This is a genomic window from Nocardiopsis camelliae, from assembly GCF_028993595.1.
GTDB classification, from domain to species: domain Bacteria; phylum Actinomycetota; class Actinomycetes; order Streptosporangiales; family Streptosporangiaceae; genus Nocardiopsis; species Nocardiopsis dassonvillei.
Genome location: NZ_CP118614.1, coordinates 2,138,515 through 2,164,962, shown reverse-complemented (window position 1 = coordinate 2,164,962; position 26,448 = coordinate 2,138,515). Strand labels below are relative to the sequence as shown.

Here is a 26,448-nt window from a genome sequence, read left to right as displayed (position 1 = left end):
CGATGGGACTGGTGACGGGCTGGGAGCACTCCCCCGGAGGGGCGCGGTGGGGCGGCTGGCGGGGGCGGGGGCGCTCTAGGCGGCCGCCGCGACCGCCAGACCGCGGTCGATGATCCGGCCGAGCCGCTCCCGGTGCTCGGGGCGGACCTCCCCCAGCGGGGGGCGCACCGGTCCGGCCGAGCGCCCTCGCAGCTCCAGGCCCGCCTTGACCAGCGAGACGGCGTAGCCGGGTGTGGTGTCGCGCAGCTCGGAGAGCGGGACGTAGAACTCGCGCAGCAGCTCGTCCTGGGTGGCCTCGTCTCCGCGTTCGAGCGCGGTGAAGAAGGCCGACGCGACGGCGGGGGCGAAGGCGAGCGAGGCCGAGGAGTAGGAGACGGCGCCGACGGCGCGGTAGGCGCGGACGAAGGTCTCGGCGGTGGGCATGCCGTTGAGGAGCGGGAGGTTCCCGCCGGTGGCGGTCACGGTGCGCTGGAGCAGTTCGATGTCGCCGTGCCCGTCCTTGAAGGCCACGACCTTCTCGCTGCGGGCGAGTTCGGCCACGGTGGCGGGGGCGAAGACCGCGGTGGAGCGCTGGTAGGGCACCAGGCCGACGCGGGCGGCGCCGATCAGCTCGCGGTAGTGGGCGAGCAACCCGTCCTGCGGGCCGACCTGGAGGTAGGGCGGCAGGACGAGGGCGCCGTCGGCGCCCTCGTCCTCGGCCGCGCGCAGGTACTCCAGGGCGGTGCGGGTTCCGCCGCCGACGCCCGCCAGCACCGGGACCGCTCCGTCGACGCGGGCGACGGCGGTCCGCACCACCGCACGGTGCTCGTCGTGGGTCAGCGAGGCGAACTCACCCGTCCCGCAGGCCACGAACAGCGCGGCCGGAGCGGCCTCCAGCATCTCGTCGAGGTGCTCCTCGAAGCGGGGGAGGTCGAGTTCCCCCGTGGAGGTGAAGGGCGTGACGGGGAAGCCGAGCAGCCCCGTGAGGGAGGCGGCGAGTTCGGCTGGGCTGGGGGACATGGGGGCCTCTTGTCTACGTATGGAGATGCGGTCTACCCTGATGGACGGCAACACTAGATTGGTGTCTCAGATCACGTCAAGGGGAAGAACTTCTCCCCTTAGTCACAAAATGGAAAAAGGGGATATATGGGATCATCCGCCATGCAGAGCACAGAAGCCTCCCAAGCCACAGGCGTGCGTCCGGTGAAGTCCGCTGAACGGACGATCGCGGTCCTGGAGTACCTGAGCACGGCCGACCGGCCCCGCTCGCTGCGCGAGGTCGCCTCCGACCTGGGTATCCCCCGGGCCAGTGCCTACGCGCTGCTCACGACCCTGGTGCGCAGCGGGTGGGTGGACCCCGACATCTCCAACACGGGGTACCTGCTGGGCATCCGCGCCCTGCGGATGGGCGCCTCCTACGTCGAGCACGACGGCGTCGTGCGCCGGGCGCAGCGCGTCATGAACGAGATCGCGCAGGAGTGGGGGGAGACCGTCCACCTCGCCCGCCTGGACGGCGACGAGATCGTCTACCTCGCGACCTGCATCTCGCGGCACTCCCTGGCGGTCGTCTCCCGCCCCGGCCGCCGCCTGCCCTGCTGGGGGACGGGGCTCGGCAAGGCGCTGCTCGCCACGCGCCCGTGGGAGGACGTGGAGGCGCTGCTGCCGCCCACGCTCACGGCCCGCACCCCCCACACCCTCACCGACCCCGCGGCGCTGCGGACCGAACTGGAGCGGGTCGGGGAGCGCGGACACGCGATCGACGAGCAGGAGTCGACCGTCGGGCTGCGGTGCTTCGCGGTCGCGCTGGACTTCGGGGGCGGGGTGGCGCCCAGGGAGGCGCTGAGCTTCTCCGTCCCCATCGTGCGGCTGGACCCCGACCGGGAGCGGCGGCTCGTGGCGGCCCTGCTGGAGGCGCGCGACCGCATCGTGCGCTGACCCCGGCGTTCCGGAGCGCCCCGGGCGCCGCCCGGGGCGGCACGGACACCGCCGGCCGGAGTACGGATACCGCCCGCGGGGGCCGGTGCGGCGCGGTGAGCGGTCCGGACACCGGCCGCGCGGGACGCCGACGCCGGGGGGCCGCTCCCCCGACGGCTCCGGACGGGGACCCGGACACCGGCCCCGAGGGGCCGGGCACACCGCCTCCCGGTGTGCCCGGCTACGGGTCAGCCGTGGGCCGGACCGGATCCCTGACGGGTCAGCCGGGGGTCAGACCAGCCCGCGGCGGACCAGCAGGGGCTCCATCCGGGGCTCGCGGCCCAGGAAGTCGCGGACCGCCTCCATGGGGTCCACGCCGCCGCCCACCGACAGCACCCTCTCCCGGAAGCGGTCGCCGCCCTCCCGGGTGAGGCCGCCGTTCTCGGTGAACCACTCCACGCTCTCGGCGTCCAGGACCTCGCTCCACACGTAGGAGTAGTAGCCCGCGCTGTAGCCGTTGGCGAACACGTGCATGAAGTACGCCGACCGGTAGCGCGGACGGACGAGGGGGTGCAGGACCCCCGCGGCCTCCAGGGCGCGGGCCTCGAAGGAGGCCGGGTCCTCCACGGCCTCGCCCGGGGCCAAGCGGTGCCAGGACCAGTCCAGGAGCGCGGCGGCCAGGTACTCGAAGGTCGCGAAGCCCTGGTTGAACTGGCGGGCGGCCGTCAGGCGCTCCACGAGTTCGGCCGGCACCGGCTCACCGGTCTCGTGGTGGCGGGCGTAGTGGGCCAGGACCTCCGGCCAGGTCGCCCACATCTCGTTGACCTGGGAGGGGAACTCCACGAAGTCGCGCGGCACGCTCGTGCCCTGCACGCGCGGGAACCGCACGGCCGACAGCAGCCCGTGCAGGGCGTGGCCGAACTCGTGGAAGGCCGTCTCGACCTCGTCGAAGGTGAGCAGGGTGGGGCCCGAGGCGGGCTTGGTGATGTTGAGGTTGTTCACCACCACCGGCCGCTCGTCCAGCAGGAAGGACTGGTCGACCAGGTTGTGCATCCACGCGCCGCCGCGCTTGGTCGGTCTGGCGTAGGGGTCCAGCAGGAACAGCCCCAGGGGCGAGCCGTCCCGGTCGAACACCTCCCACACCCGCACGTCCTCGTGGTAGCCGCGCAGGTCGGGCCGCTCGGCGAAGGTGATCCCGTACAGCAGCGCGGCGGCGTGGAAGACGCCGTCCTCGACCACCCTGCCGAGTTCGAAGTAGGGGCGCAGGACGCTGTCGTCGAAGTCGTAGCGCTCCCTGCGCACCCGCTCGGCGTAGAAGGGCCAGTCCCAGGGCTCGATGTCGTGCCCGGCGTGCTCGGCCAGGGCCCGGGCCTCCTTCTCGACGTTGCGCCGGGCGGGTCCGACGAGCTGGCCGAGCCGTTCCTCGACCGCGTCGACGGTCTTGGCGGTCTGGTCGGCGACGGTGTAGGCCGCGTGGTCGGGGTAGCCGAGCAGCGCGGCCCGCTCGGCGCGCAGGACGGCCATGCGCGCGGCGATGTCGAGGTTCTCGGGGGCGCGCTCGGCGCTCAGGGTGTAGAGCCGCTCGCGGGTGGCCCGGTCGGTGAGCTGGGCCAGCGCGGGCTGCACGGTGGTGTTGAGCAGGGGCAGGACGTACTCCCCGTCCCGCTCGATCGCGCTGATGTGGGCCTCGTCCAGGCCGTCGAGGTCGGAGACGTCGCCGGTGACGAGGGAGGCCTCGCGGGTGGCCCGGACCACGTTGCGGGAGAACTCGGTGCTCAGTCCGGCGAGTTCGGCGTTGAGCTCGCGCAGCCGGGCCTGCTGGTCGTCGTCCAGGTCGGCGCCCGCCTTGACGAAGTCGAGGCGGTACCGCTCCAGCAGCCAGGCCTCCTGCGGGTCGGAGGTGGTGACCTGCCGCACGCGCTCCCACAGCTCCCGGTTGAGCGAGACGGCGTCCCGGTGCTGGGCGGCCCTCGGGGCGGTCTCCCGCTCGATTTCCTCGATGCCGTCGGTGGCGTCGGACCCGGCCAGGGTGTGCAGGACCGTCTCCACCCTGGCCAGGAGCGCGCCGGAGCGCTCCAGCGCCGCGATCGTGTTGTCGAAGGTCGGGGGCTGCGGGTCGCGGACGATCGCGTCCACCTCGGCGAGGTGCTCGGCCACGCCCTTGTCGAACGCGGGCAGGAAGTGCTCCTCGCGGACGGCGGCGAAGTCGGGGAGCCCGTAGGGAAGCTCGCTCGGGGACAGGAACGGGTTGTCGGTCAAGGATCGTGCTCCTCGTTCGTCGGTACCGGCCCCGCTCCCCCGCGGTGGTGTGCGGCGGAGCTGTGGACGACGCGCCGGGTTCCGCGGCGTCGGGGTCCTCGGCCGGGCGGGCTCCGGTGCTCTCGGGGCGCTCGTGCTGTTCTACCTTGCTCCCCGGCCCGTGTCACCCGCACGCCCGGGGGCGTCGCCGGTAGCCGTCGAGCGTCCGCGCACCGTCCCGTGTGTCGCCCGCACGCCCGGGGCGACGCCCGCGCGTTCGGGAAGGCCGTCCGCGCGCGTGGGCACAGGCCGCCGCCCCGTTCTCCCCCGGGTACTGGGCGATGGCCGCGTTGGGGGCCGCCATCGCCGGGGACACCGCGACCGTAGTCCGCGCCGCCCTGGTCCTGGCCTCGATCGGGGTGGTGGCGGGCGCCCTGGCCTGCGTCCGCGTCGGCCGAGGCCTCGGGGACCTGCGGGGGTAGCGGCGCGGGGTACGGCACGCGAGCGTAGTGACGCCGGGTACGGCGCGGGGTGGAGAACCGAGCCGTGTAAGGGACGGGGAACCGCGCCGTGCGCGGGCCGGAAAACCTCGCCCGCCTCCCCGGCGTCCTACCCGGTACCCCCTCCCCCTCCGAAAGCGAGACCCATGCAGCCGCTGCTCCCCGAGGACCCCGACAGCATCGGCCCCTACCGGCTGCGCGGCAGACTGGGCTCGGGCGGGATGGGCGAGGTCTACCTCGCCCTGTCCGCCGGGGGAAGGCCGGTGGCGGTCAAGGTCGTGCGCCCGGAGTTCGGCGCCGACCCCGAGTTCCGCCGCCGCTTCACCGGCGAGGTCGAGGCCGCCCGGCGCGTGGGCGGGTTCTTCACCGCGCACGTGGTCGACGCCGACACCGACTCCGAACGCCCCTGGTTCGCCTCCGCCTACGTGCCGGGGGCCTCCCTGCACAGCGCGGTCACCGAACACGGCCCCCTGCCCGAGGACGCCGTGCTGCGCCTGGCCTCGGGCACGGCCGAGGGGCTGGCCGCGGTCCACGGGTGCCGACTGGTGCACCGCGACCTCAAGCCCTCCAACGTCCTGCTGTGCGACGACGGCCCCCGCCTCATCGACTTCGGCATCGCCCGCGCCCTGGAGGCGACCTCGCTGACCACCAGCGGCCTGGTCGTGGGCACCCCCGCCTACATGTCCCCGGAACAGGCGCGCGGGGACCGGGACGTGGGACCGGCCAGTGACGTGTTCTCCCTGGCCGGGGTGCTGGTGTTCGCCGCCACGGGCACCCCCGCCTTCGGAACCGGGCAGCCCTCCGCGGTGCTGTACCGCATCGTGCACGAGGCCCCGGTGCTGTCGGCCGTCCCGGAGCGGCTGCGGGGCCTCCTGGCCGCCTGCCTGGCCAAGGACCCGGGCGAGCGGCCCGGGGTGGACGAGGTACTGGCGGCGTGCGCGGTCGGCGAGTGGACCGGCGAGGGGTGGCTGCCGCCGTCGATCCTGGCGATGGCGGAGAGCGCCCGGGTCGGCGGGGAGGACGCCGGGGACGGGACCACCGCGCCGGCGGACTCCCCATCGGCCGCGCCCACCCTGGCCGCGACCCGCGCCGGAGACAGCGGCGGGAACGGCGGGGACGGCGGGAACGCGGACGGCGGCAGTGACGGCGGGGACGGCGGTGGTGCGACGGGCCGGGGCAGGAGCTGGTGGCGCCGGATCGCGGACGCCTTCGGCGGCGGGAGCGGTGACGGCGGGGAGCGCGGGGGACGGGACGGCCTCGCGCCGCGATCCCCCTCACCCGCCCCGGACACTCTCGCCGAGCGGATCGGCGCGGGCTGGTCCGGGGTCGCCTGGGGCGCGGACGTCGCGGCCTTCCGCGTCCGTTTCCCCGGCGCCCGCGAGCAGAACGGGTGGTGGGTGAGCGGCGAGCCGCCCGAACCCTTCTGCGGGTTCCGGATGACGACGCAGTACGCCATCGGGGAGGACGGGCTGTTCATGGTCTCGTTCATCCCCGAGGTGGAGGACCGGGACCGGCTCGCCCCGGCCGTCCTCAACGCCCTCGGTGCGCCGAAGGGGCAGGTGACGGCCTGGGAGGTGGGCGAGGTGGTGGTGGAGGTGAAGATCGGCGGGATCGTCGTGACCCTCACCCACAGCGGACTGTCTCCCTGACGGGTACACCGATGGTCGTGCGCCTCCACGCGGCGGGCCCTCCCTGCCGCCCGTCCCCTCCGGCGCTCCCCCCACGTCGCCGAACGCGGTCGGCCCCGGCTCACGTCTCCTCGGTCGCCGCCCGTTCCGGAGCGACGGCATCGCGGACGCAGTCCCGCAGCAGGGCGCGCCGCCGCTCGTGCGCGTCCGGGGGCTCCGCGGCGGTGGCGGCGTAGACGCTGCTCACCGGCGACCAGGCCATCGACATGGCGATGACCAAGGCCATCACGTCGAAGGGGTCTCCCCGCCTGACGCGCCCGGCGGCCTGGGCCTCGGCGATCGCACGGATCTTGTGGTCGTCGTGACTCTCGTGCTCCGCGACGAGGTGCCCTTCCGGACGCCGCTCCAGGCGGGCCCAGGTGGCGAGGCGGGTGAGGTCGGGGCGGACGAGGTACTCGTCGTAGAGGCGTACGGCCCAGTCGGCCAGGTCGTCGGCGTCGATGGGGGCGACGTTGGTGATGCGCTCCAGCAACGCGAAGAAGATGGCGTCGAAGAGCCGTTCCTTGTTTCCGAAGTAGCCGTAGAGCTGCGCCTTGTTGGTCCGGGCGGCGGCGGTGATCCGCTCGACGCGGGCCCCGGCGATGCCGTACTGGGCGAACTCCCGCGTGGCGGCGTCGATGATGCGCTGGTAGGTCGCGGCTCCGCGCGCGCTCGACGGCTGGCCGGGCATCGGCTGATCGGGCATAGCCCCACGTTAGCAGACAGACCGGTTTGTTTGCGGAACGGGAGCGTCACGTCTAATCTCAAATAGACCGAACAGTCTGTTTGAGGAGAGAGATGCGCACCACCACCGGCTGGCAGGCGGACCCCGCGACGCGCGCCCTGCGACGCGCGTCCCTCCAGCGCCGGGACCTGCGCCCGGACGACGTCGCGGTACGGGTGGACTACTGCGGTGTCTGCTTCAGCGACCTGCACGCCCTGCGCGCGCACGGAAGCGACGCCGACGGAGTCCTGGTACCGGGGCACGAGTTCACGGGCACGGTGACCGAGGTCGGCGGCGCGGTCACCGGTTTCGCCCCGGGCGATCCCGTGGCCGTCGGCAACATCGTCGACTCCTGCGGGACGTGCCCCATGTGCCGGGCAGGGCAGGAGAACTTCTGCCGCGAGTTCCCGACCCTGACCTACGGCGGCAGCGACCGGCGGGACGGGACGACCACCCTGGGCGGCTACTCCCGCGAGTACGTCGTCAGCGAGGGGTTCGCCCACCGGCTGCCCGCGGGCCTCGATCCGGCCGCGGCGGCGCCCCTGCTCTGCGCCGGGGTCACCGTCTGGGAACCCCTGCGGGCCCTCGGTGTGGGCCCGGGTAGCACGGTCGCCGTGGCCGGGCTGGGCGGCCTGGGCCACCTCGCCGTCAAACTGGCCGTCGCGCTCGGCGCCACGACCTCCGTCATCAGCCGCAGCCCGGACAAGGCCGAGGAGGCGCACGGCCTCGGCGCGGACGAGTTCGTCGTCTCCACCGACGCCGGGCGGATGGAAGCCGTCCGGGACCGGTTCGACGTGGTCATCGACACCGTCTCCGCCCCGCACGACCTGGCCCCCTACCTGGCCACGGTCGCCATGGACGGCACCCTCAGCCACCTCGGCCACCTCGGCCCGGTCACCGTCGACACCATCGACCTGCTCATCGGCCGCAAGAGGCTCAGCTCCGCGGGCAGTGGCGGACGCCCGTCCACCGCCGCCATGCTGGACTTCTGCGCCGAACACGGCATCACCGCCGACATCGAACTGCTGCCGTCGTCGCAGGTGAACACGGCCCTCGAACGCCTGGAACGCAACGACGTCCGCTACCGCTTCGTGCTCGACATGTCCGACCTGGACTGAGCGCGGGCTCGGCCGCCCCCACCCGCTCAGGAACCGGGCGTCTCGGAGCGGTGGGAGTGCCCGTGCTGGCGCCCCAGCCCGAAGTAGTGGCGAAAGCTGTAGATCATCGGATTCCAGCGCGCGGGGTCGACGTGGTCGGTGCCGGGCACCACCAGGCGCTCGTCCGCGTGCACCCGCAGCACCTCGGCCTGGACCACGGTGAAGTCGCCCGAGGCGTCGGCGTCCACGCGCACCGCCCGGGCCTCCAACTGCAACGGGCACTCGGCCACGCGGGGCGGCGCGACCCGCTGCGACTCCTGCGGGGTCAGGCCAGCGGCGGCGAACTTGTCGGCCTCGAAGCGGCAGCCCGGCGGTTTGCCCGGGGGTACGGGCGAGCGCCCGGTGAGCGGGGCCAGCCGCTCGACAGCGGCCCAGCCCTCGGCGGCGGGGAAGCTGGCCACGAGTTCGGGGCGCTCGGCCAGGTTGCGCGCGGTCTGCCCCGTGGCCCCCAGCCCCAGCACCAGCAGGTAGCCCAGGGCCCAGGCCGAGGAGATCGGGGCGAGGTTGGGGGTGCCGTCGTCGTTGACGGTGGAGATCAGCACCACGGGGGTGCCGAAGTAGAGGATGCGCGGTCGGATGGTGCGGTGGACGAGGGGCGCGGCCGGGGCGGCGTGCCCCGGGGCCGTTCGCTGGTCAGTGGTCATGACCGGGACTCTAGGAGGCCGAAGCTTCGGTGGCGGCCGAACTGTTTCCGGCCCCCGCACCACCGGACCGTGACTCGCGGGACGGTGTCCGGGCCGGGACCCGCGGGCCGGTGTCCAGACCGGGACCGACAGGCCGGTGTCCGGACGGGGACTCGCGGGCCGGGGTCTCCCCCGGCCCGGACACCGTCGCGGTCAGGCCTTGACCCGGTGGGTGTCGACCGTCCACGCGCGCGCCTGGTCGCTCAGGGTCACCCCCAGGCCGGGCCGGTCGGAGAGGTGCATGCGCCCGCCCGAGATCTCCAGGTGCTCGTTGAAGAGGGGGTCGAGCCACTCGAAGTGCTCCACCCACGGCTCGTGCCGGTAGGCGGCGGCCAGGTGGATGTGGACCTCCATCGCGAAGTGCGGGGCCAACTGGAGGTTGCGCCGGTCGGCCATCGCCATGACCTGGAGGAACTGCGTGATGCCACCGATCCGGGGCGCGTCGGGCTGGACGATGTCCGCGCCCCCGTGCCGGATCAGCTCGGCGTGCTCGGCGATGCTGGTGAGCATCTCCCCGGTGGCGATGGGCGTGTCGAACGTCGCGGCCAGGCGTCCGTGGCCCTCGAAGTCGTAGGCGTCCAGCGGCTCCTCGATCCAGACCAGCCCGAACTCCTCGAAGGCCCGGCACATGCGCTGGGCGTCGGCGCGCGACCACTGCTGGTTGGCGTCCACCATCAGCGGCACGCCGTCGCCCAGGTGTTCGCGCACCGCCGCGACCCGGGCGAGGTCCGTGGCGCTGTCGGGGTGGCCGACCTTGAGTTTGATGCCGCCGATGCCGTCGGCCACCGCCGCGGCCGACCTCTCCATGACCTCCTCGACGGGGGCGTGGAGGAAGCCGCCCGAGGTGTTGTAGCAGCGCACCGAGTCGCGGTAGCTGCCGAGGAGCTTGGCCAGCGGCAGGCCCGCCCGCTTGGCCTTGAGGTCCCACAGGGCGATGTCGAAGGGCGCGATCGCCTGGGTGGCCAGCCCGCTGCGGCCCACCGAGGCGCCCGCCCAGACGAGCTTGTCCCAGATCTTGCCCGTGTCGCTGGGGTCCTCCCCCAGCAGGACGGAGGCCACCTCCCGGGCATGGGCGAACTGCCCCGGGCCGCCCGCCCGCTTGGAGTAGCCGAACCCGACGCCCTCGTGACCGGCCTCGGTGGTGATCTCGGCGAAGAGCATCGCGACCTCGGTCATCGGCCGCTGGCGCCCGGTGAGGACCTTGGCGTCGCTGATGGGCGTGTCCAGGGGCAGGGTGACCGAGGAGATCGTGACGCTGGTGATGCGGTCCTGCGTGGCCGCTCCGGCGTGCGGGGTCATGTACGTCCTTTTCTCTTGCTGGTGTGCGGCCGTGCACACGTGTGCGTAGAGGGCGTGCACGTGTGGGTCGTGTGCGTATGCGGTTACAGGTAAGGGGGCGTGCGCGCACGAGCGTGCACGTGTGCGTATGCGGGTGCGTGCGTGTACGGGCCTGGTGGGCGTCCGCCGTGGCGGAGCCGCGCCCGCGACCGAAAACCGGCGAACAGGCGCAGGCCCTCGCCGCGCCCGCGACCGCGTTCGTGCGGGCGCGGGCGCGACCGGTGGGCCGTGAGCGCCTCGGGCGGCGTCCGGCGCGGCGTCCGCTCGCGCCGGAGGCCGCGCCGAACGGCTCAGGAGGTCTCGATGGCCGCCTCGACCTCGGTCATGAACTGCTCGGCGGCCTCGGCCGGGGTGAGGTCGCCGAAGGCGAGCCCGTCGCTGACGCGGCTGCTGATGTCCACGACCTGACCGGCGCCGATCGGCGCGGGCGGGTTGCCGTCCACGATCGTGCCCTCGATCTCGCTCATGAACTCGGCCATCCGGGCGTCGGACTCGGGAAGGTCGTCGAGGATGGCCTCGCGGACCTCGGTGTTGGCGGGCAGGCCCAGGTCTGCCAGGAGCAGCTCGGACGCCGCCGGGTCGTTGAGCATGTGGTCGACGAAGCGGGCCGCCTCCGCGGGGTGCTCGGAGCCCGCGGAGATCGAGTAGAACATGGCCGGTTTGAAGAACAGGCCGGTCCGGTCGAACTCGGTCTCGCCGGGGTAGCGCAGGAGCTGGATCTCGCGCCCGGAGGCCTCGACCACGTTGCCGAGCTGGTTGCTCCAGAAGTGCGCCATGGCGCCCTCTCCGGTGGCCACGACCGACTGGTCGATGCCGCCCGCCTGGATCTCCACGCTCCGGGCCGCGCTGGGCTGGCCGCCGTTCTCCAGCAGGTCCTGGGTGATCTCGTACCAGGCCTCCAGGGTCTCCTGGGAGAAGCCGAGGCTGCCGTCCTCGTTGTAGAGCGCCTCCCCGTGCTGGCGGGCGAAGACCTGGAAACCGGCCTCGTTGTAGCTCATGCTCTGGGCGCCGGCGAACTCACCGCCGCTGCCCTCGCTGATCTGCCCGGCGATCTCGACGTAGTCCGCCCAGGTCCAGGTGTCGTCGTCGGGCATCTCCACCCCGGCGGCGGCGAAGGCCTCGGGGTCGGCATGGACGGAGTAGGCGTTGACGCCGCTGGCCGCACCGAAGGTCTGCCCGTCCAGCTGGCCGCTCTCGGCGACCAGCGGGTCGATCAGCGAAAGGTCCAGGCCCTCGGCCTCGCTCAGGTCGAGCAGGGCGCCTCGGTCAGCGTACTCGCGCAGGTAGCGCTCCTCCTGCATGAGGACGTCCGGGGAGTCGTTGGCCGCGGTGGTGGTGGCCAGCCGGTCCCAGTAGGCGGACCAGTCGGTGGTCTCCGCCGTGATCCGGATGTCGGGGTTGTCCGCCTCGAAGTTCTCGATGACCTGGAGCATGGTGGCCTGGCGCTCGTTGGAGCCCCACCAGGAGAAGCGCAGCTCCACGGTGCCGTCGTCGGAGCCCGAGCAGGCGGAGGCGAGCAGGGCCGTCGCCGCGGCCGCGGCGGTCACGGACAGGGCGGTGCCGCGGCGGCCGTGTCGGCGCCCTCGGCCCGGGGGTACGCGCATGGTGGTGTTTCCCTTCGGCTTCCGGCTCGCGCCGGTGACGGCTGTGGCTTCGGTGGGGGCGTCCGCGCCCGGCCGTCCGGGGGGACGCGGACACGGACGTGTGCGTGGGAACACAGGGAAGAAATGGCTCGAAGTGGACTGGTAAGCGCTATCCAAGGACTATGATGGTCAGTTTTTAGCACCGTGTTCACATGGGTGTCAATGGTTCACATCCATGGATCGCCTGGTGGACCATCTCGCCACAACGACGCCGCCTTCGGCCACAGAAGTCACACGCGCGAACGCGAAGGGCGACCCGGGGTGACCGGGTTCCACATCGGGGCAGACGTGCGGGACGACTCTCACGCCTCGACACGGAAAGCGTTTACCACGTCCTGGTCCGCAGCGACCCCCGTGGGGCGGGAGCCGTCACCCGCACCGGTGCGCGCGCCCGCCCACGGCGAGCCGCGCCACTGGGACGAGGTGACCCGCCCTGCACCCATGGGCGGCACCGCGTCGCGGTGAAGACCGGGCCATGGTGGAGAGCGGGCCGCGCGGTGCAGGCCGGGCCGCGGCCGGGCCACGGGGTCAGGGGCGGCCCCGGCCGGGGACCAGCGCGGCTCCGGCGAGCGGCACCAGAGCGAGCAGGAGCCAGGGCAGCGGCCCGCCCAGGTCCAGCAGCGCCCCCGCGGGCACACTGCCCAGGAGCACCACCAGCCCCGACAGCGAGGAAAGCGCGCCCGTGAACAGGCCCAGGTGGCGGTCCTCGACCAAGTCGGGGATCCAGGCACGCACCGTGGGCACGATGAGCACCTGGCCCAGGGTCAGCGCGGTGACGAACACAGCGGAGGGCACGAGCGCGCCCAGCGCGCCGACCGGCATCGACACGGCGGCCCCGGCGAAGCCCAGGCAGATCAGCACCAGCCCCCACACCAGCGTCGCGCGCCGCGTCAGACGCGCGGAGGCCCAGCGCAGCATCGGCATCTGCGTGGCGATGTAGAGCAGCGACGCCCAGGCCAGCAGCCAGCCCAGCGCCGTCTGGGAGCCGGTCGCCCGTTCCACCTCCGCTGGCAGGGCCAGGTAGAGCTGGTTGTAGGCCAGCAGGTAGCCGCTGTAGGCCAGGCTCAGCGCCAGGAACCGGCGGTTGCCCAGCAGCAGCCGCAGCCCCTCCCGCAGACGCGGCGCCCCCCGGTCGGCCGACGCGGGCGCGCCCGGCGCGGTGCGCGGCATCAGCCGCAGGTGCCCGGCCAGCACGGCGGCGAAGACCCCGGCCCCGGCCAGGCAAGCGGCGCGGAAGCCACCGAGCAGCAGCAGGGCGCCCAGCGGCGGGCCGACGAGGGTTCCCGCCTGGCCAGCGACGGAGAACAGGGCGAGCATCAGGGTGCGGGGTTCACCGGTCCTCTGCTCGTGCCGCACGGCCTGGCGCACGATCTCGGTCTCCACGGCCGGGGAGAACAGCGCGGCGGCGAAGCCGATGAGCAGGACTGAAGCGATGACCGACGCGGTGCCCTGCGCGAAGCCGAGCCAGCAGAACCCGGCCACGCGCAGCGCGCAGCCCGCCAGCACCACCGGGCGCGCGCCGAACCGGTCGGTGAGCGTGCCGCCCACCACGAACAGGCCCTGCTGGCTGAAGGTGCGCAGGCCCAGCACGAGGCCGACCAGCCACCCGGCCAGGCCCAGGGCGCCGCCGAGGTGGTCGGCGAGGTAGGGCAGGACCGCGAAGAAGCCGACGTTGAACGCGAACTGCGAGCCGATCAGCAGCAGGGGCAGCGCGGGCAGACCGCACACGTCGCGCAGAGCCGCGGCTCCGCGCGCGGTGGTCCGGGACAGGACGTTCGCGCCCCTGTTCGCGAGCCCGGTCCCGGCGGTGTTCCCGGACCCGCTCGTGTCCCCGCTACCGATGCCGCTGCCGCTCCTGGCCCCGCTGCCGTGCTCGTTCCCGTTCCCGGTTCCGATCCCGGTCCCGTTTCCGCCCTTGTTCTCGTGCCCGCTTCCGGTTCCGGTCCTGTTCCCGAGCCCGCTCCGGTGCCCGCTTCCGGTCCCGGACCCGCTCCCGCTCCGGTGCCCGCTCCCACTCCCGTGCCCGCTCTCGCTACCGCCCCGGTTCCCGCGGGGCGGCCGTGCCGGGCTCACGAGGCGCTCGGCAGCGACCGGTCCCCGGAGGCGCCGGGGAGGGCAGGGACGGCCTCCACCAGTTCGCGGGTGTAGGGGTCGGCGGGGTCGGAGCAGACCCGGTGGGCGGGGCCGGTCTCCACCAGCCGCCCCGCGCGCATGACCGCCGCGCGGTGCGCGACGTGCCCGACGAGCGCCAGGTCGTGGCAGATGAACAGGTAGCCCAGTCCCAGTTCGTCCTGGAGGCCGGTGAGCAGGTTGAGGACTCCGGCTCGCACCGAGGAGTCCAGGGCCGACACCGGTTCGTCCAGGACCAGCAGACGCGGCTCGCAGGCCAGCGCCCGCGCGATCCCCACGCGCTGACACTGCCCGCCGGAGAGCTCGTGCGGCAGCCGGTCGCCGTGCGCGGGGTCCAGACCGACCTTCTCCAGGAGTCCGGCCACCCGGTCGGGGCCGGTCGCGCGGTCCCAGCGGCCGTGGATGCGCAGGGGTTCGGCGACGGCGTCGCGCACGCGCAGGCGCGGGCTGAGCGAACCGTAGGGGTCCTGGAACACCGGCTGGATCGCGGGGCGCAGGGCGCGCAGCTCCCCCTCCGCCATGGCGGTCAGATCCCGGCCCTCGAAGAGCACCGTTCCGCCCTGGGGGCGGCGCAGCCCGATCACGGCCGCGGCAGTGCTGGACTTGCCGCACCCCGACTCCCCGACCAGGGCGAGCGTCTCCCCCGCGCCGATGTCGAAGGAGACGCCGTCGACGGCCGTCACCGGCGCGGCCCGCCGGGTGCGGCCCGGGTAGCGCACCACCAGGTCGCGCACGCTCAGCAGCGGTGGGGTGGTCATGTCGTCCTTCCTCGTGGTGTGTGCGCGGTGTCCGTGAACAGGGAGGACGCCGGGTCGGGCAGGTCCTGCCACCGGTGGCACGAGACCAGCCTGCCCGACTCCCCCGCCGAAACCGGTGAGGGCTCCTCGGCGTGGCACCGATCCTCCGCGAGCGGGCAGCGGGGCGCGAAGGCGCAGCCGCCGGGCAGCGCCTCCGGCGAGGGGGGCGTCCCGGCGATGGCGGGCAGGCGGCGGTCCCCGGTCCCGGGCCGGGGCCGGGGCAGCGCGGCGACCAGGCCGGCGGTGTAGGGGGCGCGCGGCCGGGTCAGGACAGGTTCCACCGGGCCCGACTCGACGTGGCGCCCGGCGTAGACGACCACCACCCGGTCGGCGTGGCCGCCGACGACGCCCAGGTCGTGGGTGACCAGGACGACCGCGGTGCCGGTCCGCTCCCGCAGCCCGCACAGCAGTTCCAGCGTCCGTGCCTGCATCCTGGGGTCGAGGGCGGTCGTGGGCTCGTCGGCGAACACCAGGGCGGGTTCGTTGACCGTGGCCATCGCGATGACCGCCCGCTGGCGCATGCCGCCGGAGAACTCGTGCGGGTAGGCGTGCGCGCGCCGGGCGGCGTCGGGTATGCCGACCCGGTCCAGGGCGGCCACCGCCCGCTCCCACGCCGCGGCCCGGCTCATCCGCCGCACGGAGCGCAGGGCGCGCACGAGCTGGGCGCCCACGGTGTGCACGGGGCTGAGCACGGCGAGCGCGTCCTGGGGCACCAGGGACATCCGACGCCCGCGCAGGGGCCGCAGGACGGCGGGCGGGGCGCCGACCAGCTCCCGTCCGTCCAGGCGGACGCTCCCGGTGACGGAGGCGCCGTGGGGCGCCATGCCCAGGACGGCGCGGGCGGTGACCGACTTCCCCGCGCCGGACTCCCCCACGAGCGCGAGCACCTCGCCGGGGCGCACGTCGAAGGAGAGCCCGCGCACGGCGCGGACCCCGCCCCCTCGCCGTCCGGGCAGGGTGACCCGCAGGTCGCGGACCGACAGCAGGGCCTCGTCGCTCATCTGCGTCCTTCCGGGGAGGGTTCGGCTTTCGGGCCGGAGAGGGGAACCGGGCACCGTGGAGCGGGGCGGCGGAGGCGGCCGCGCGCCCGGGTCGGGTCGCCGCCCGCCGCGCCCGCGCGGTCCTCGGGCGGGAGCCCGCCTTCTTCGCGGGTCACGTCAGGGCTCCCGGGGGCGGTGCGGTCGCGGCTGGCCGGGAACCCCGGCGCCACGGGGGTGTCCACGAGCCCTGGGGAAGCGTGGACGAGGAGACGGCGAACGCGGCCAGCAGGAGGAGCATGGCGGCCGGGGCCAGCGCCGCCAGGGGCGCTCGCTCCACGTAGGCCAGGGACTCCGACAGGCTCAGTCCCCACTCTGCCGAGGGCGGCTGCGAGCCCAGGCCGAGGAAGCCGAGCGAGGCGATGGCCAGCGCGATGCCCGGCAGGCGCAGCACGGCGTGGCGGGCCACCGGCCCCAGGACCGCGGGCAGCACGTGCCGGACCAGGATCCAGCGGGGGTCTGCGCCCAGGGCCCGCTGCGCGGTCAGGTAGGCGGCCGCGCGCGTCTCCTGGACCAGTGCGGAGGTGTGCGCGGCCAGCGGGGGCCAGGAGACCAGGGCCACGGCCACGGCGGCGCCGAGGGGTCCGGGCCCGGCGATGGCGGCCACCAGGATTCCGGCGATCACCGGGGGCAGGGCGTTGGCCATCTCCGAGGCGCCCGCCGACAGCGCGGGAACGAACCCGATCAGCAGGGCCGCGGCCAGGCTGGCCAGGCACACCAGCGCCGCGGTGCCCACGGTGGCCAGGGCGCCGTGCCCGAGCCGGGCCAGGACGTCGCGGCCGACCGCGTCGGTGCCCAGGGGGTGGTCCCAGGAGGGGGCAGCGAGGCGCTGGGCCACCTCGACGGTCATGGCGTCGCGGGTCAGGCCCCACAGGCACACCGCCAGGATCAGCGCCGCGCACACCGCGGGGACCGCGCGGCGCACGGCCCCGGCGGGGGCGGTGGGCGGCGGGGGCAGGGTCAGGGCGGCGTCGTGCAGGCCGGGGCCCAGCAGGAGGCGGCGCGCGGCCTGGGCGGCGATCCCGGCGGAGGTGCCGAGCAGCACCAGGCCGAGCACGGAGCCCTGGAGCAGCGGCAGGTCCTGGGACTGGGCGGCGCCCAGGGCGGTGCGGCCGATCCCGGGGACGGCGAAGACCGTCTCCACCGCGACGGCGCCGCCGGTCAGGCCGACGACGACCATGGCGAACTGGGGGATGAGGGCGGGGGTGGCCCGGCGCAGGGCCGCGGCGGCTACGGAGGCCGGGGAGCAGCCCGAGGCCGTCCACAGTCCCACCCAGCGTTCGGTGAGGACGGCGGGCAGCGCGTCGTCGAGCAGCCGTCCCAGCAGTCCGCCCGCGGGCAGGCCCAGCGCCAGCGCCGGGAGCACGAGGTTCACCGGGCCCTGCCAGCCGTAGGGCGGCAGCCAGCCCAGCCACACCGAGAGCGCGACCATGAGCAGGACGGCGACGAGGAACTCCGGCAGGGCGGTGAGCATCGCGGCGGCGGCCCCGCTGCCCGACCCGCCCGGGCGCAGGGTGCCGCGCGCCCCGCGCACCAGCGTCGGAGCGCACAGTACGGCCGCGACGAGCAGTGCGACGGCGAGCGCGGCGCCCATGACCGTCAGGGACACGCCCATGGCCGAGACGACCGAGGGCAGCACGGGCGCGTCGGAGACCCAGGAGCGGCCGAGGTCGCCCTGGAGGACGCCGCCGAACCAGCGGGCGAGGGTCACCGCGGGGCCGTCGGCCAGGCCGAGGTCCTCGCGGATGGCGTCGAGCACCTCGGGCGTGGGTGCCTGCTCGGCCGAGCGGGCGCGCAGCACCGACAGGGCGGGGTCGCGTCCGGACAGCCAGGGCAGGAGCCCGACGACGACCGTGACCAGGACCAGGGCGGCGACGCGGGAGACCAGGGGCAGGAGCCACCCGGCCCCGCGGGCGCCGGCGCGGTCGGGGGCGGCCGTGCGTCCGGGGGGCTCGGGGTGGCCGGGTGGCGCGGTGCGACCGGGGGCGCCGGTGCGGTCGGGAGCGGCTGCGGCCATCAGTTCAGCCGGGTCCGCGGGGTGACGAGCAGGCGCTCGCGCGGGTCCTTGGCCGAGTCCACGACGTTGGCGGCGTCGCCCTGGATGACGCGTTCGTGCAGCATGGGGATGGCGGCGTCGGTGGCCAGCACGGCCGCCTCGGCCTCCAGGATCGCGGCGCGCCGCTCGTCGCCCGCGGGGGTGCGCTCGGCCTCCTCCAGCGCCGCGTCCACGTCCTCGTCGCACAGCTGGGCGATGTTGAAGGACCCGTCGCAGGAGAAGTCGCTCGTCATGTAGGCGACGGGGTCGCCGGAGTCCAGGACGGTGGCGCGGGAGAGGATGAACGCGTCGAACTCGCCGTTGAGGGCGTCCTCCTCGATGTTGGCGTACTCGCGCACGACCTGTTCGACCTCGAACCCGGCCTCCTCCAGCTGCTGTTCCAGAACGGTGGCGACCTCGGGCAGCTCGGGGCGGTCGGTGAAGGTGGCCAAGGTGATGGCGGCGCCGTCGGGGTCGGCGGCCTCGGCGGCCTCCGGGCGTTCGGGGCGGTCGGCGGCCCAGGGCAGCGCGGGGCCCAGCAGTCCCTCGGCCGCGTCCGCGCGCCCCTCGTAGACACCGTCCACCAGCACCTGCCGGTCGATGGCCTCGCGGGCGGCGGCGCGCAGCCCGGGCTCGGTGAAGGGCCCGTCCTGGGTGTTGAGGTAGAGGGTGTTGGTGCGCGGCATCGGGACCTCGGTGATGAGCTCCTGGTCGAGCAGAGCCGCCTGGGAGGTGGGCACGGCCTCGACGATGTCGGCCTCGCCGGTGCGCAGGGCGGCGGCGCGGGCGGTGCCGTCGGGCACGAAGCTGACGTCGATGCCCGGGGCCAGGGCGGCCTCGCCCCAGTAGCCTTCGTAGCGGTCCAGGCTCGCGGAGGTGGTGCCGTTGACCTCGACCAGTTCGAAGGGGCCCGAGCCGGTGCCGACGGGGCTGACCGTGTCGCCCTCGTAGGCGCTCTCGGCCAGGATCGACAGCTGCGGCGAGGACAGGCGCTGGGGGACGAGCGGGTCGGCCTCGGCCGTGGTGACGGTGACGGTGTCTCCCTCCGCCTCGACCCCGAGTTCGACGCCGTCGAGGATACGCGGCTTGGGCGAGGCCTGCGCGGCGTACTCCAGGGAGTGGGCGGCCACCTCGGCGGTCAGCTCGGTGCCGTCGTGGAACGTGACCCCGTCGCGGATGGTGAAGGTCCAGGTGGTGTCGTCGACCTGGGCCCACTCGGTGGCCAGGCCGGGCTGGGGGTCGCCGACCTCGTCCAGGACGACGAGGGTCTCGGCGGTGCTCCAGCGCGAGAGCTTGAAGGCGTCGTCGGTGAGCGGGGACAGGGCCGACCTGGGCGGCAGCAGCATCGCCACCGCGATGCGCCCCTCCTCGTCGGCGGTGGCGGTGTCGCTGCCGGAGGGGAAGCAGGCGGTCAGCAGGAGGGCGGAGGCGGCGGCCAGGCAGGCGCCGGGAGGGATCTTGCGCAGGTGCACGGCGGTTCTTCCGGGTCGGGGGCGGGGAGGCCGCCGCGGTGCGCGGACGCCTCGGCGGACCAGAGCAGCATATGACAACCGTTTTCATTATTGATCCCCCGCGCCCCGCCCAACAGGGACGAAGCAGGACGCAGGGGCAGCCGGACCGACGCGCTGGGGGGAGCGGAAGCCCGGTGTGGAAGGGGATACCCGTTTTGTCCTGAGGGCTCGGCAACCGGGGCCGCGGGCGGGCCGGGTGCCGCGCGGGAGGCCCACGCCACGCACGGGAGTGAGGCCCGCCACTCCCCCGCGCGCCTCCCCGGTTCCGATCCCGGCGGTCGGCGGCTCGGCGCGCCCTCCTCCGCCGCCGGACGGTCCGGGCGCCTCGGTGACAGCGAGGACCGCGCCCGCCCGTGCATTCACGCGAGGGCGGAACCACTCGTTTTCCACGCCACCGCGCACCGGTTCCTGGAAATGGCCGGAAACGGATACGCCCCCGCATGATTCCGTAAACCCGTCCACCCCCTGAACAGCGCTTGCAACCCGATCCGGCAACCACGACAAGGGACAGTCACCCCCTGGTGCCGGCCCGGATTTCCGGGCTGATCCCACGGTGTTTCCCGCAAGCCCCCGGCCCCGTCGAGTTGAAGACCCATGCCAGAAGAACCCGCCGAGGGAAAAGGCGGAGTCGCACGGGACTTCCTGTCGCGTGGCATCCGGTGCCGGTGGCGACCCGCGCCGGTCGGACGGCCGCTCCGGGTCAGGAGGGTTCGGCGGTCAGCCTCCACCCCCGGGCCCGCTCGCGCGCACGGGCGAACTCGGCGTGGCGCCCTCCCGCGGCGAGGAGTCCGGCCGGGGTTCCGGCCTCCGCGACGCGTCCGGCGTCGAGGAAGACCACCCGGTCCGCGGCGGCCACGGTGGCGGGCCGGTGCGCGATGACGAGCACCGTGCGCTCGCGCGCCAGGGAGACGGCGGTCGCGGTCAGCAGCGCCTCGTTCTCCGCGTCCAAGGCGGCCGAGGCCTCGTCCAGGACGACGACCGGCGCGTCCTTGAGCAGGGCGCGGGCGATGGAGACCCGCTGCTTCTGCCCGCCCGAGAGCGAGGCGCCGCCCTCGCCGACGCGGGTGTCCCACCCGTCGGGGAGTCCGGCCACCACCGCGTCCAGGCCGGAGGCGGCGGCCACCCGGTCCAGGTCCTCCCGCGCGGCCCCGGGGTCGGCCAGGAGCACGTTCTCGGCGATGCTCGCGTCGAACAGGTACACGTCCTGGAAGACCATCGCCACGTGCCGGGACAGCTCCTCGCTGCCGACCGCGCGCACGTCCACCCCGCCCAGGCGCACGCTGCCCGCGTCGACGTCGTGGAAGCGGGCCAGCAGCCGGGCCACCGTGGTCTTGCCCGAACCCGAGGGCCCGACCAGGGCGGTGAGCGTCCCGGGTTCGGCCCGGAAGGAGACCCCGTCCAGGACGCGGGGCCCGTCCGGGTCGTAGGAGAAGGACACGTCGTCGAACTCCACGTCCGCGCCCCGGGGCGGTACCGGCGCGTCCGGTTCGGGGAGGGGACGCGCCTCCAGCACGGCGTTGAGCCGGTCGAGCACGTTCGTCGCCATCCGCAGGGCGGCCCCCTGGTCGGCCGCGCCGGAGAGGGGGTGGACGAACCTGGCCACGAGCACGAGCAGCGCGACCGCCAGGGGCGCGTCGAGGGTGCCGCCGAGAGTGAGGAACACGGTGGCCACCAGGAGCAGGCCGAAGACCAGCCGCACGGCGAAGGAGTAGCAGAGCAGGGCGGGGACCGCGCGCAGCAGCAGGCGCCGGGCGGCGCCGTGTTCGGCTTCCAGCGCCGCGTCCAGGCGCCGGCCGCCCGTGTCCGTGCGGCCGAAGGCCCGCAGCACGGTCTGGGCGCGGGCGTACTCCAGCACCCGGTCGGCGGCCTCGTCGGTGACGGCGTCGCGAGCGGCGTCGTTGCGCCCCACCGCCTCACCGGACAGGGTGAAGACCATCCACAGCAGCGGCAGGCAGGCCGCGGCCGCGAGCGCGATCCGCCAGTCCCACACGAACAGGGCCAGGACCGAGACGACGGGGGTGACCACCGCGTCGGCCAGGGGCGGGTACAGGTGCACGGGCAGGTTGGTGGCCCGGGAGACGCCGTCGGTGGCGAGGCGGTTGAGCTCCCCGACCCGGCCCCCGGTGAACCACCCCAGGGGCAGGCGGACGACGTGGTCGCCGAGCCGGTGGTGCAGGCCCCGCGAGAGCGCGCCGCCGACACGGAAGTTGAGGTGGAGGCTGCCCGCGCGCAGCACCGCGTAGACGGCGGTGGCGGCGAGCAGGACAGCCACCCAGGGCCAGGCCCGGTCCGGGTCGGGGCCCAGGAGGTGGGACAGCACGGGCACCAGGAGGGCGAACAGCACACCCTGGAGGGCCGAGACGACGGTGGTGAGCGCGAGGCTCGCGCGCATGGGCCCGACCTGCTCGGGGCCCAGGGCCTTGAGGAAGGCGCGGATCACTGGTCTGCTCCCGGTTCTTCGTCTCGTGCGTCCGCGTCATGGGCGTCCCCTTCGGACGCGCCTCCGTTCCGGACGCCCCTGTTGAGCAGGGCCCCGTCACGAACGCCGTCGCTGGCCTGCCCGTCACGGGTGCCCGCACCGGGGCCGCCTCCGTCACCGGCGTCCGCCCCGGACACGCCGCTCTCGCGGGCGGCCCCGCCGGGTGCGTCCGCGTCACCGTCCCGCGGGTGCTGGGCGCGCCACAGGTCGGCGTACCGGCCGCCGCGCGCCAGCAGCTCACCGTGGGTGCCGCGCTCCACCACGCGGCCCTCGTCCATCACCGCGATGAGGTCGGCCCCGGCCACGGTGCCCAGCCGGTGCGCGATCACCAGGACCGTGCGGCCCCGGGCCAGTTCGCTCAGGGCGTCCTGGATATCCGCCTCCGACACCGGGTCCACGGCCGCGGTGGCCTCGTCCAGCACCAGCACGGGGGTGTCGGCGAGCAGGGCCCGGGCGATGGAGACCCGCTGGGCCTCGCCCCCGGACAGGTCGGCGTCCTCGCCCACCACGGAGTCGTAGCCGCGCGGCAGCGCCTCGATCCGTTCGGCGACGCGGGCGGCGCGGGCGGCCGCCTCCACCTCCTCCCGGGCCGCCCCGGGGCGGCCCATGGCGATGTTGTCGGCCACGGTCTCCCGCAGCAGCCGCACGTCCTGGAACACGAAGCCGACCGTGCGGTACAGCTCCTCGGCGGGGATGTCGCGCACGTCCGCCCCGCCCACGGTGACCGCGCCCGCCGTGACGTCGGCGAAGCGCGCGGGCAGGGTGGCCAGGGTGGTCTTGCCCGCGCCGGACGGGCCGACCAGGGCGGTCACGGTGCCCGGCTCAAGGACCAGGTCCACACCGCGCAGGACCTCCCCACCCGCCCCGCTCCCCTCGGCGCCCTCCTGCGCCGGGTAGGCGAAGCGCACCCCGTCGAAGACCACGCGGGCGCCCCGCGGTCCCCCGCCGGAGCCCTCGGGCAGGGGCGGGGTGGCGAGCAGGTCGCGGACCCGCCCGGCGGCGGCCCGCGCCGCCTGGATCTGCTGCACCCGCGAGCCGATCACGTTCACCGGCGCGCACAGCGCCGGGGCCAGCAGGGCGAAGGCCGCCACCGAGACGGGTTCGCTCCAGCCCAGGGCGGTGAAGCCCACCCCCGCCGCCACGACGGTGACGGTGACCGTGGGCGCCGACAGCGCCAGGAAGGAGGCGACCGTGGCCGGGGTGGTGGCGCGCGACCAGGAGACGAAGAAGTCCGCGAAGGCGTCGGCGGCCCGGGTGAAGCGCTCGTGTGCCCTGCGGTGCCCGCCGAAATGCTTGACCACCTGGATGCCGTCCGCGAACTCCACGGCCGCGGTGTTGACCGCGCCCATCGCCTCGGCGTACTCGGCCATCTTCTTCATGGACCCGGCCATGGCCCGCGCGAACAGCAGCACGCCCGCGGCCACGGGCAGCACCGCGACCAGGGTCAGGCGCCAGTCCACGGAGGCGAGGTAGGCCAGGGCGACCACGGGAACCGCCACGACGGCGGCCAGGTCGGGCAGGGTGTGGGCGACCAGGGAGTGGACGTCCTCGATGTCGTCGTGCAGGGCCTTCTTGACCCGGCCCGAGCCGCGGCCGGAGAACCAGCCCAGCGGGACCCGCCCCAGGTGGCGGGCCAGGGCCCGCCGCACGGACAGCTGCATGTCGTTGTCGGCCAGGTGCCCGACCAGGGTGGAGGCGGTGCCCGCGGCCAGGGCGGCGACCGCTCCGGCCAGCGCGACCGCGACCAGCGTCCACACCGGGGCGGCGTCGGTCGGCCCGTCGACCAGCAGCGCCGCCGCGGCCTCGGCCAGGCAGATCAGGGGGACGAGGCCGAGCGCGCCGGCCAGGCCCTGGAGGACCACGGCCGCGCGGACGCGCCCCCTGACCGGCTCCAGGAGGACGTCGAGCGGGGAGGGCGCGCGCCCGGTCCCCGTCTCCGGCGCGGCCTGCGCGCGCGGGGAGGTGTCCTGTGCGGTGCTCAACGGACCAGCGCCCCGGTCTCCGGAGCGGCCTCGCGGCCGGTCCCGGGCGGGCGCCGCACGAACAGGCCGGGCTCCTCGGCGAGGCGCGGGACGCCGAAGGCCTCCCGGTCGTACTCGTCGACGACGGCGTCGTGCGCGGGGTCCGGGCCGTGCGCGGTGTCCGGGCCGTTCGGCGCCGCACGTGGAACGGGTGTGCTGGTGACCCTGTACCGGTGGCCGACGGGGGCGAAGGACCCGGTCCCCGGTGAGTGGTCGTCGATGGCGGAAATGGTGTCCTCCGGGTTCTGCGGCGTGGTCGGGGGGTGCTGGGCCGGGGGCCGGGGAGCACCCCCGCCGCCGGGGCGATCGCGTGGTCCCGTGCGGCGGGGGTGCGGCTCAGGCGGTCGTGCGCGGGCCCGGCGGCCCGTGGTCGGCGGACCGGCCCCGCCCGGAGCCCGTCGCCCGCACCGGCCCCGCCCGTCGGAACGGTGCGGACGCCCGGGCGCGGGGCCGAGAGCACGTGCCCGGAGGGCACAGGCCCGGAGAGCGCTGCCTAGGTGCAGCCCGGACACACGCCCGACAGCTCGAAGGAGTAGTCCAGGGAGTGGTAACCGCTGTCCTCGCGGATGCGTTCGACGACACTCCCCAACTCGTCCGCCTGCGCGATGTCCTCCACCCGCCCGCAGACCCGGCACAGCAGGTGGTGGTGCCGGGAGGAGGTCCTGCACAGCCGGTAGAGGCGCTCCCCCTCGGGCGAGTGGAGGGTGTCGAGGACGCCCTCCTCCGCCAGACGGTGGAGCGTGCGGTAGACGGTGGACAGGCTGGGCGGCCTGCGGGCGCGGGAGCCTCCTCCGGAGAGGGCGAGGTGGATCTCCTGGCAGCTGCGGAAACGCGTGCTCCGCCCCAGGGCCTTGAGGACGACGTCGTCGTACTGGGACACCCGGGGCATCTCAGGCCGCCGTCCGGTCGGTCCTCACGGTGAACGGCGTGCCCGCCGCCCCCGGCGCGCGGCGCCGTCGCCTGCCTCCAGACACGTCACGGGCCTCCGGTCATGTGACACAGACTGCATGGAAATGATTTTCATAACCGTACCACGGTCGCCCCAGTATCACCTCAAAAACTCCCGAACCGCACCGGAATCCGCTCCCCCGAGGTCTACGAGCGAGCGGCGGCCGTCCCAAGAGGACCCGAACGTCGGCGCACGGCCCTACGCTCGGTCCCGCACACTCCCCTTCCCCACCGCGGAGGCAGGACCATGGGCGTCTCGCTCCACTACAGCGCCACGCGCGCCACCCCCCTGGACGCGCACGAGCACGCCCTGGCCGCCGAGGCGCTCGCTGAGGGCGAGCGGGCGCTCATGGAGGAGGCCGCCGCGCTGCTGCCCCGGTGGCACGCCGCGGGCGAGGTGCCCGAGTCGCACCGGCGGCCGGAGGAGGTGTTCGAGGGGCTCTTCCTGTACGGCGGCCGCCACCTGTCGGAGGGCGAGGTGCTGGCGGGCTCCAGCAAGCTGCCGCACCACTCCTGCGGCGTCGAACCGCTCCTGTGCCAGCTGCGGCACTACCTGGGGGCGCTCACCCGGCTGCGCTGGGCCCTGCCGAACGCGCGCTGGAGCGTGCGGGTCGAGGACGCCGAGGTTCCCTGGACCGAGGAGGGCGGGTACTCCCTGGGCGGCGCGTCCGCCTGAGGCCGCCGAGCCCCGGCGCGCGGCACCGGCGCCGCGGCCCGCCCGCGCTTCGGTCGGAGCCGCACCGGCCTCCGCGGGCGGACGCCCCGACCCGAACGGAACGGGCCCGGGTCACCCCTCGGCGGTGGAGCCCCCGGGAACCGGGCCGTCAGGGGCCGCGCCCCCGGAAACCCGCCCCTCCCTCGCCGGGTCCGGCCCGGCGGACCGCAGGCCGACGAGGCCGAGGAAGTGTGCCATGTGGTCGGCCATGTCGACGCCGGAGTCGTAGGACCACTGCACCTGGAGGCCGTCCATGAGGGCCAGGCCCAGGGCCGCCAGGCGGTCGGCGTCGTGCTCGGCCGGAAGCTTCCCCTCCCCCTGGAGGCGCCGGATCTCCGCCGCGATGGCCTCGCGTCCCGTGGCGTAGCGTTCCCGGAAGAAGCCGTGGGCGGGGTGCCCCTCCTCAACGGCCTCCGTGGACAGGCGCGAGTACAGCTGCACGAGGCCGGGCACCTCGGCGTTGTGCCGGACCACCCGGACCAGTGACTCTCCGATGTCGGGGCGCTTGTCGGCGGCCTCACGACGCTCGCCGACGGCCCCGGGAGGCCCGCCATCGGCGCGGGAGTCCCGGCCGACGGCCTCGGTGTCCCGGCCGACGGCGCCGGAGCGCTGCCGCGCGCCCTCCCCGTAGACCAGCACGTCGAGTTCGTCGCGGTGGCGCAGCACCTCGACGAAGAGCCGTTCCTTGCTCCCGAAGTGGTGCAGCAGGCCGTTCTGGCTGAGTCCGACCGCGCCGGCGATCTCGCGCACCGTCGCGCGGCTGTACCCGTCGCGTCCGATGACGGCGAGCGCCGCGTCGAGGATCTCCCCGCGCTTGGCCACGCCCTTCGCGTAGGAGCCTCGTCGTGCCATGGCGCGACTGTAGCACTTGCCGCACGAAAACCGCATGACGTACTGTTTTCGCACGGACGCGCCACCGAACCGCGTTTCCC

At 74.8% G+C, this 26,448-nt stretch carries 20 protein-coding genes; 5 read left to right on the top strand and 15 right to left on the bottom strand.

The genetic code is table 11. The features are described from left to right. Positions 1-75: 75 nt before the first annotated feature. Complete coding sequence (locus tag PV789_RS09500; RefSeq protein ID WP_274977064.1) at positions 76-999, bottom strand: 5-dehydro-4-deoxyglucarate dehydratase; 924 nt, start codon at positions 997-999, stop codon at positions 76-78. A 183-nt stretch (positions 1,000-1,182) separates the two neighbouring features. On the opposite strand from PV789_RS09500, the gene PV789_RS09495 reads away from it, so the two are divergent. Next, positions 1,183-1,914 (top strand): IclR family transcriptional regulator, encoded by a 732-nt coding sequence (locus tag PV789_RS09495; RefSeq protein ID WP_274977063.1) that lies wholly within the window; start codon positions 1,183-1,185, stop codon positions 1,912-1,914. 270 nt (positions 1,915-2,184) lie between these two features. Here PV789_RS09495 and PV789_RS09490 read toward each other — a convergent pair whose 3' ends face one another. Beyond that, positions 2,185-4,152, bottom strand: coding sequence for a M3 family metallopeptidase (locus PV789_RS09490; protein WP_274977062.1), 1,968 nt, complete (start codon positions 4,150-4,152; stop codon positions 2,185-2,187). 320 nt (positions 4,153-4,472) lie between these two features. Between PV789_RS09490 and PV789_RS09485 the strand changes: the two genes are divergently transcribed. After that, positions 4,473-4,613, top strand: a complete 141-nt coding sequence (locus PV789_RS09485) for a hypothetical protein (RefSeq protein WP_274977061.1) — start codon at positions 4,473-4,475, stop codon at positions 4,611-4,613. Positions 4,614-4,777: 164 nt separating this feature from the next. Then, positions 4,778-6,280 (top strand): serine/threonine-protein kinase, encoded by a 1,503-nt coding sequence (locus tag PV789_RS09480; RefSeq protein WP_274977060.1) that lies wholly within the window; start codon positions 4,778-4,780, stop codon positions 6,278-6,280. A gap of 100 nt (positions 6,281-6,380) precedes the next feature. On the opposite strand, the gene PV789_RS09475 is transcribed toward PV789_RS09480, so the two are convergent. Further along, on the bottom strand, positions 6,381-7,004 hold the full coding sequence (locus tag PV789_RS09475; RefSeq protein ID WP_274977059.1) for a TetR/AcrR family transcriptional regulator: 624 nt from the start codon (positions 7,002-7,004) through the stop codon (positions 6,381-6,383). 92 nt (positions 7,005-7,096) lie between these two features. On the opposite strand from PV789_RS09475, the gene PV789_RS09470 reads away from it, so the two are divergent. After that, complete coding sequence (locus tag PV789_RS09470; protein ID WP_274977058.1) at positions 7,097-8,140, top strand: NAD(P)-dependent alcohol dehydrogenase; 1,044 nt, start codon at positions 7,097-7,099, stop codon at positions 8,138-8,140. Between the two features lie 26 nt (positions 8,141-8,166). Here PV789_RS09470 and PV789_RS09465 read toward each other — a convergent pair whose 3' ends face one another. The 11 genes from PV789_RS09465 to PV789_RS09415 form a co-directional block, all read right to left on the bottom strand. After that, positions 8,167-8,823 (bottom strand): flavin reductase family protein, encoded by a 657-nt coding sequence (locus tag PV789_RS09465; RefSeq protein WP_274977057.1) that lies wholly within the window; start codon positions 8,821-8,823, stop codon positions 8,167-8,169. Positions 8,824-9,015: 192 nt separating this feature from the next. Beyond that, positions 9,016-10,161, bottom strand: a complete 1,146-nt coding sequence (locus tag PV789_RS09460) for an L-talarate/galactarate dehydratase (RefSeq protein ID WP_274977056.1) — start codon at positions 10,159-10,161, stop codon at positions 9,016-9,018. 329 nt (positions 10,162-10,490) lie between these two features. After that, positions 10,491-11,804 carry an ABC transporter substrate-binding protein gene (locus PV789_RS09455; protein WP_274977055.1) on the bottom strand — a complete coding sequence of 438 codons (1,314 nt, stop codon included), beginning with the start codon at positions 11,802-11,804 and terminating at the stop codon, positions 10,491-10,493. A 567-nt stretch (positions 11,805-12,371) separates the two neighbouring features. Beyond that, entirely contained in the window at positions 12,372-13,571 is a 1,200-nt protein-coding gene (locus tag PV789_RS09450; protein ID WP_274977054.1) for an MFS transporter, read from the bottom strand. 341 nt (positions 13,572-13,912) lie between these two features. Next, positions 13,913-14,731: an ATP-binding cassette domain-containing protein gene (locus PV789_RS09445; RefSeq protein ID WP_274977053.1), complete on the bottom strand. Its 819-nt coding sequence runs from the start codon at positions 14,729-14,731 to the stop codon at positions 13,913-13,915. Further along, the gene (locus PV789_RS09440) at positions 14,728-15,771 is read right to left on the bottom strand and encodes an ABC transporter ATP-binding protein (protein WP_274977052.1); all 1,044 of its coding nucleotides are present in this window, start codon (positions 15,769-15,771) and stop codon (positions 14,728-14,730) included. Before PV789_RS09440 ends, PV789_RS09445 begins: the two co-directional genes overlap by 4 nt. Before the next feature lie 151 nt (positions 15,772-15,922). Beyond that, positions 15,923-17,824 (bottom strand): ABC transporter permease subunit, encoded by a 1,902-nt coding sequence (locus PV789_RS09435; protein WP_274977051.1) that lies wholly within the window; start codon positions 17,822-17,824, stop codon positions 15,923-15,925. Continuing rightward, positions 17,824-19,314, bottom strand: a complete 1,491-nt coding sequence (locus PV789_RS09430) for an ABC transporter substrate-binding protein (RefSeq protein ID WP_274977050.1) — start codon at positions 19,312-19,314, stop codon at positions 17,824-17,826. The genes PV789_RS09435 and PV789_RS09430 overlap by 1 nt, the downstream gene beginning before the upstream one ends. 739 nt (positions 19,315-20,053) lie before the next feature. Then, the gene (locus tag PV789_RS09425) at positions 20,054-21,793 is read right to left on the bottom strand and encodes an ABC transporter ATP-binding protein (protein WP_274977049.1); all 1,740 of its coding nucleotides are present in this window, start codon (positions 21,791-21,793) and stop codon (positions 20,054-20,056) included. Continuing rightward, positions 21,790-23,814, bottom strand: a complete 2,025-nt coding sequence (locus PV789_RS09420; RefSeq protein ID WP_274977048.1) for an ABC transporter ATP-binding protein — start codon at positions 23,812-23,814, stop codon at positions 21,790-21,792. Before PV789_RS09420 ends, PV789_RS09425 begins: the two co-directional genes overlap by 4 nt. Positions 23,815-24,346: 532 nt before the next feature. Further along, complete coding sequence (locus PV789_RS09415; protein WP_274977047.1) at positions 24,347-24,742, bottom strand: Fur family transcriptional regulator; 396 nt, start codon at positions 24,740-24,742, stop codon at positions 24,347-24,349. A gap of 306 nt (positions 24,743-25,048) precedes the next feature. Here PV789_RS09415 and PV789_RS09410 point away from each other — a divergent pair, with 306 nt between their 5' ends. Further along, positions 25,049-25,477 (top strand): hypothetical protein, encoded by a 429-nt coding sequence (locus PV789_RS09410; RefSeq protein ID WP_274977046.1) that lies wholly within the window; start codon positions 25,049-25,051, stop codon positions 25,475-25,477. Between the two features lie 111 nt (positions 25,478-25,588). Here the strand turns inward: PV789_RS09410 and PV789_RS09405 are convergent, their stop codons facing one another. After that, complete coding sequence (locus tag PV789_RS09405; RefSeq protein ID WP_274977045.1) at positions 25,589-26,368, bottom strand: TetR/AcrR family transcriptional regulator; 780 nt, start codon at positions 26,366-26,368, stop codon at positions 25,589-25,591. Between the last annotated feature and the right edge of the window lie 80 nt (positions 26,369-26,448).

Bases quoted from the DNA above. Each gene is read 5' to 3' on its own strand.
- PV789_RS09455 (WP_274977055.1), bottom strand. From the start codon at position 11,804: ATGCGCGTACCCCCGGGCCGAGGGCGCCGACACGGCCGCCGCGGCACC.
- PV789_RS09480 (WP_274977060.1), top strand. From the start codon at position 4,778: ATGCAGCCGCTGCTCCCCGAGGACCCCGACAGCATCGGCCCCTACCGG.
- PV789_RS09410 (WP_274977046.1), top strand. From the start codon at position 25,049: ATGGGCGTCTCGCTCCACTACAGCGCCACGCGCGCCACCCCCCTGGAC.
- PV789_RS09475 (WP_274977059.1), bottom strand. From the start codon at position 7,004: ATGCCCGATCAGCCGATGCCCGGCCAGCCGTCGAGCGCGCGCGGAGCC.
- PV789_RS09460 (WP_274977056.1), bottom strand. From the start codon at position 10,161: ATGACCCCGCACGCCGGAGCGGCCACGCAGGACCGCATCACCAGCGTC.
- PV789_RS09465 (WP_274977057.1), bottom strand. From the start codon at position 8,823: ATGACCACTGACCAGCGAACGGCCCCGGGGCACGCCGCCCCGGCCGCG.
- PV789_RS09405 (WP_274977045.1), bottom strand. From the start codon at position 26,368: ATGGCACGACGAGGCTCCTACGCGAAGGGCGTGGCCAAGCGCGGGGAG.
- PV789_RS09415 (WP_274977047.1), bottom strand. From the start codon at position 24,742: ATGCCCCGGGTGTCCCAGTACGACGACGTCGTCCTCAAGGCCCTGGGG.
- PV789_RS09435 (WP_274977051.1), bottom strand. From the start codon at position 17,824: ATGGCCGCAGCCGCTCCCGACCGCACCGGCGCCCCCGGTCGCACCGCG.
- PV789_RS09500 (WP_274977064.1), bottom strand. From the start codon at position 999: ATGTCCCCCAGCCCAGCCGAACTCGCCGCCTCCCTCACGGGGCTGCTC.
- PV789_RS09440 (WP_274977052.1), bottom strand. From the start codon at position 15,771: ATGAGCGACGAGGCCCTGCTGTCGGTCCGCGACCTGCGGGTCACCCTG.
- PV789_RS09485 (WP_274977061.1), top strand. From the start codon at position 4,473: ATGGCCGCGTTGGGGGCCGCCATCGCCGGGGACACCGCGACCGTAGTC.
- PV789_RS09445 (WP_274977053.1), bottom strand. From the start codon at position 14,731: ATGACCACCCCACCGCTGCTGAGCGTGCGCGACCTGGTGGTGCGCTAC.
- PV789_RS09470 (WP_274977058.1), top strand. From the start codon at position 7,097: ATGCGCACCACCACCGGCTGGCAGGCGGACCCCGCGACGCGCGCCCTG.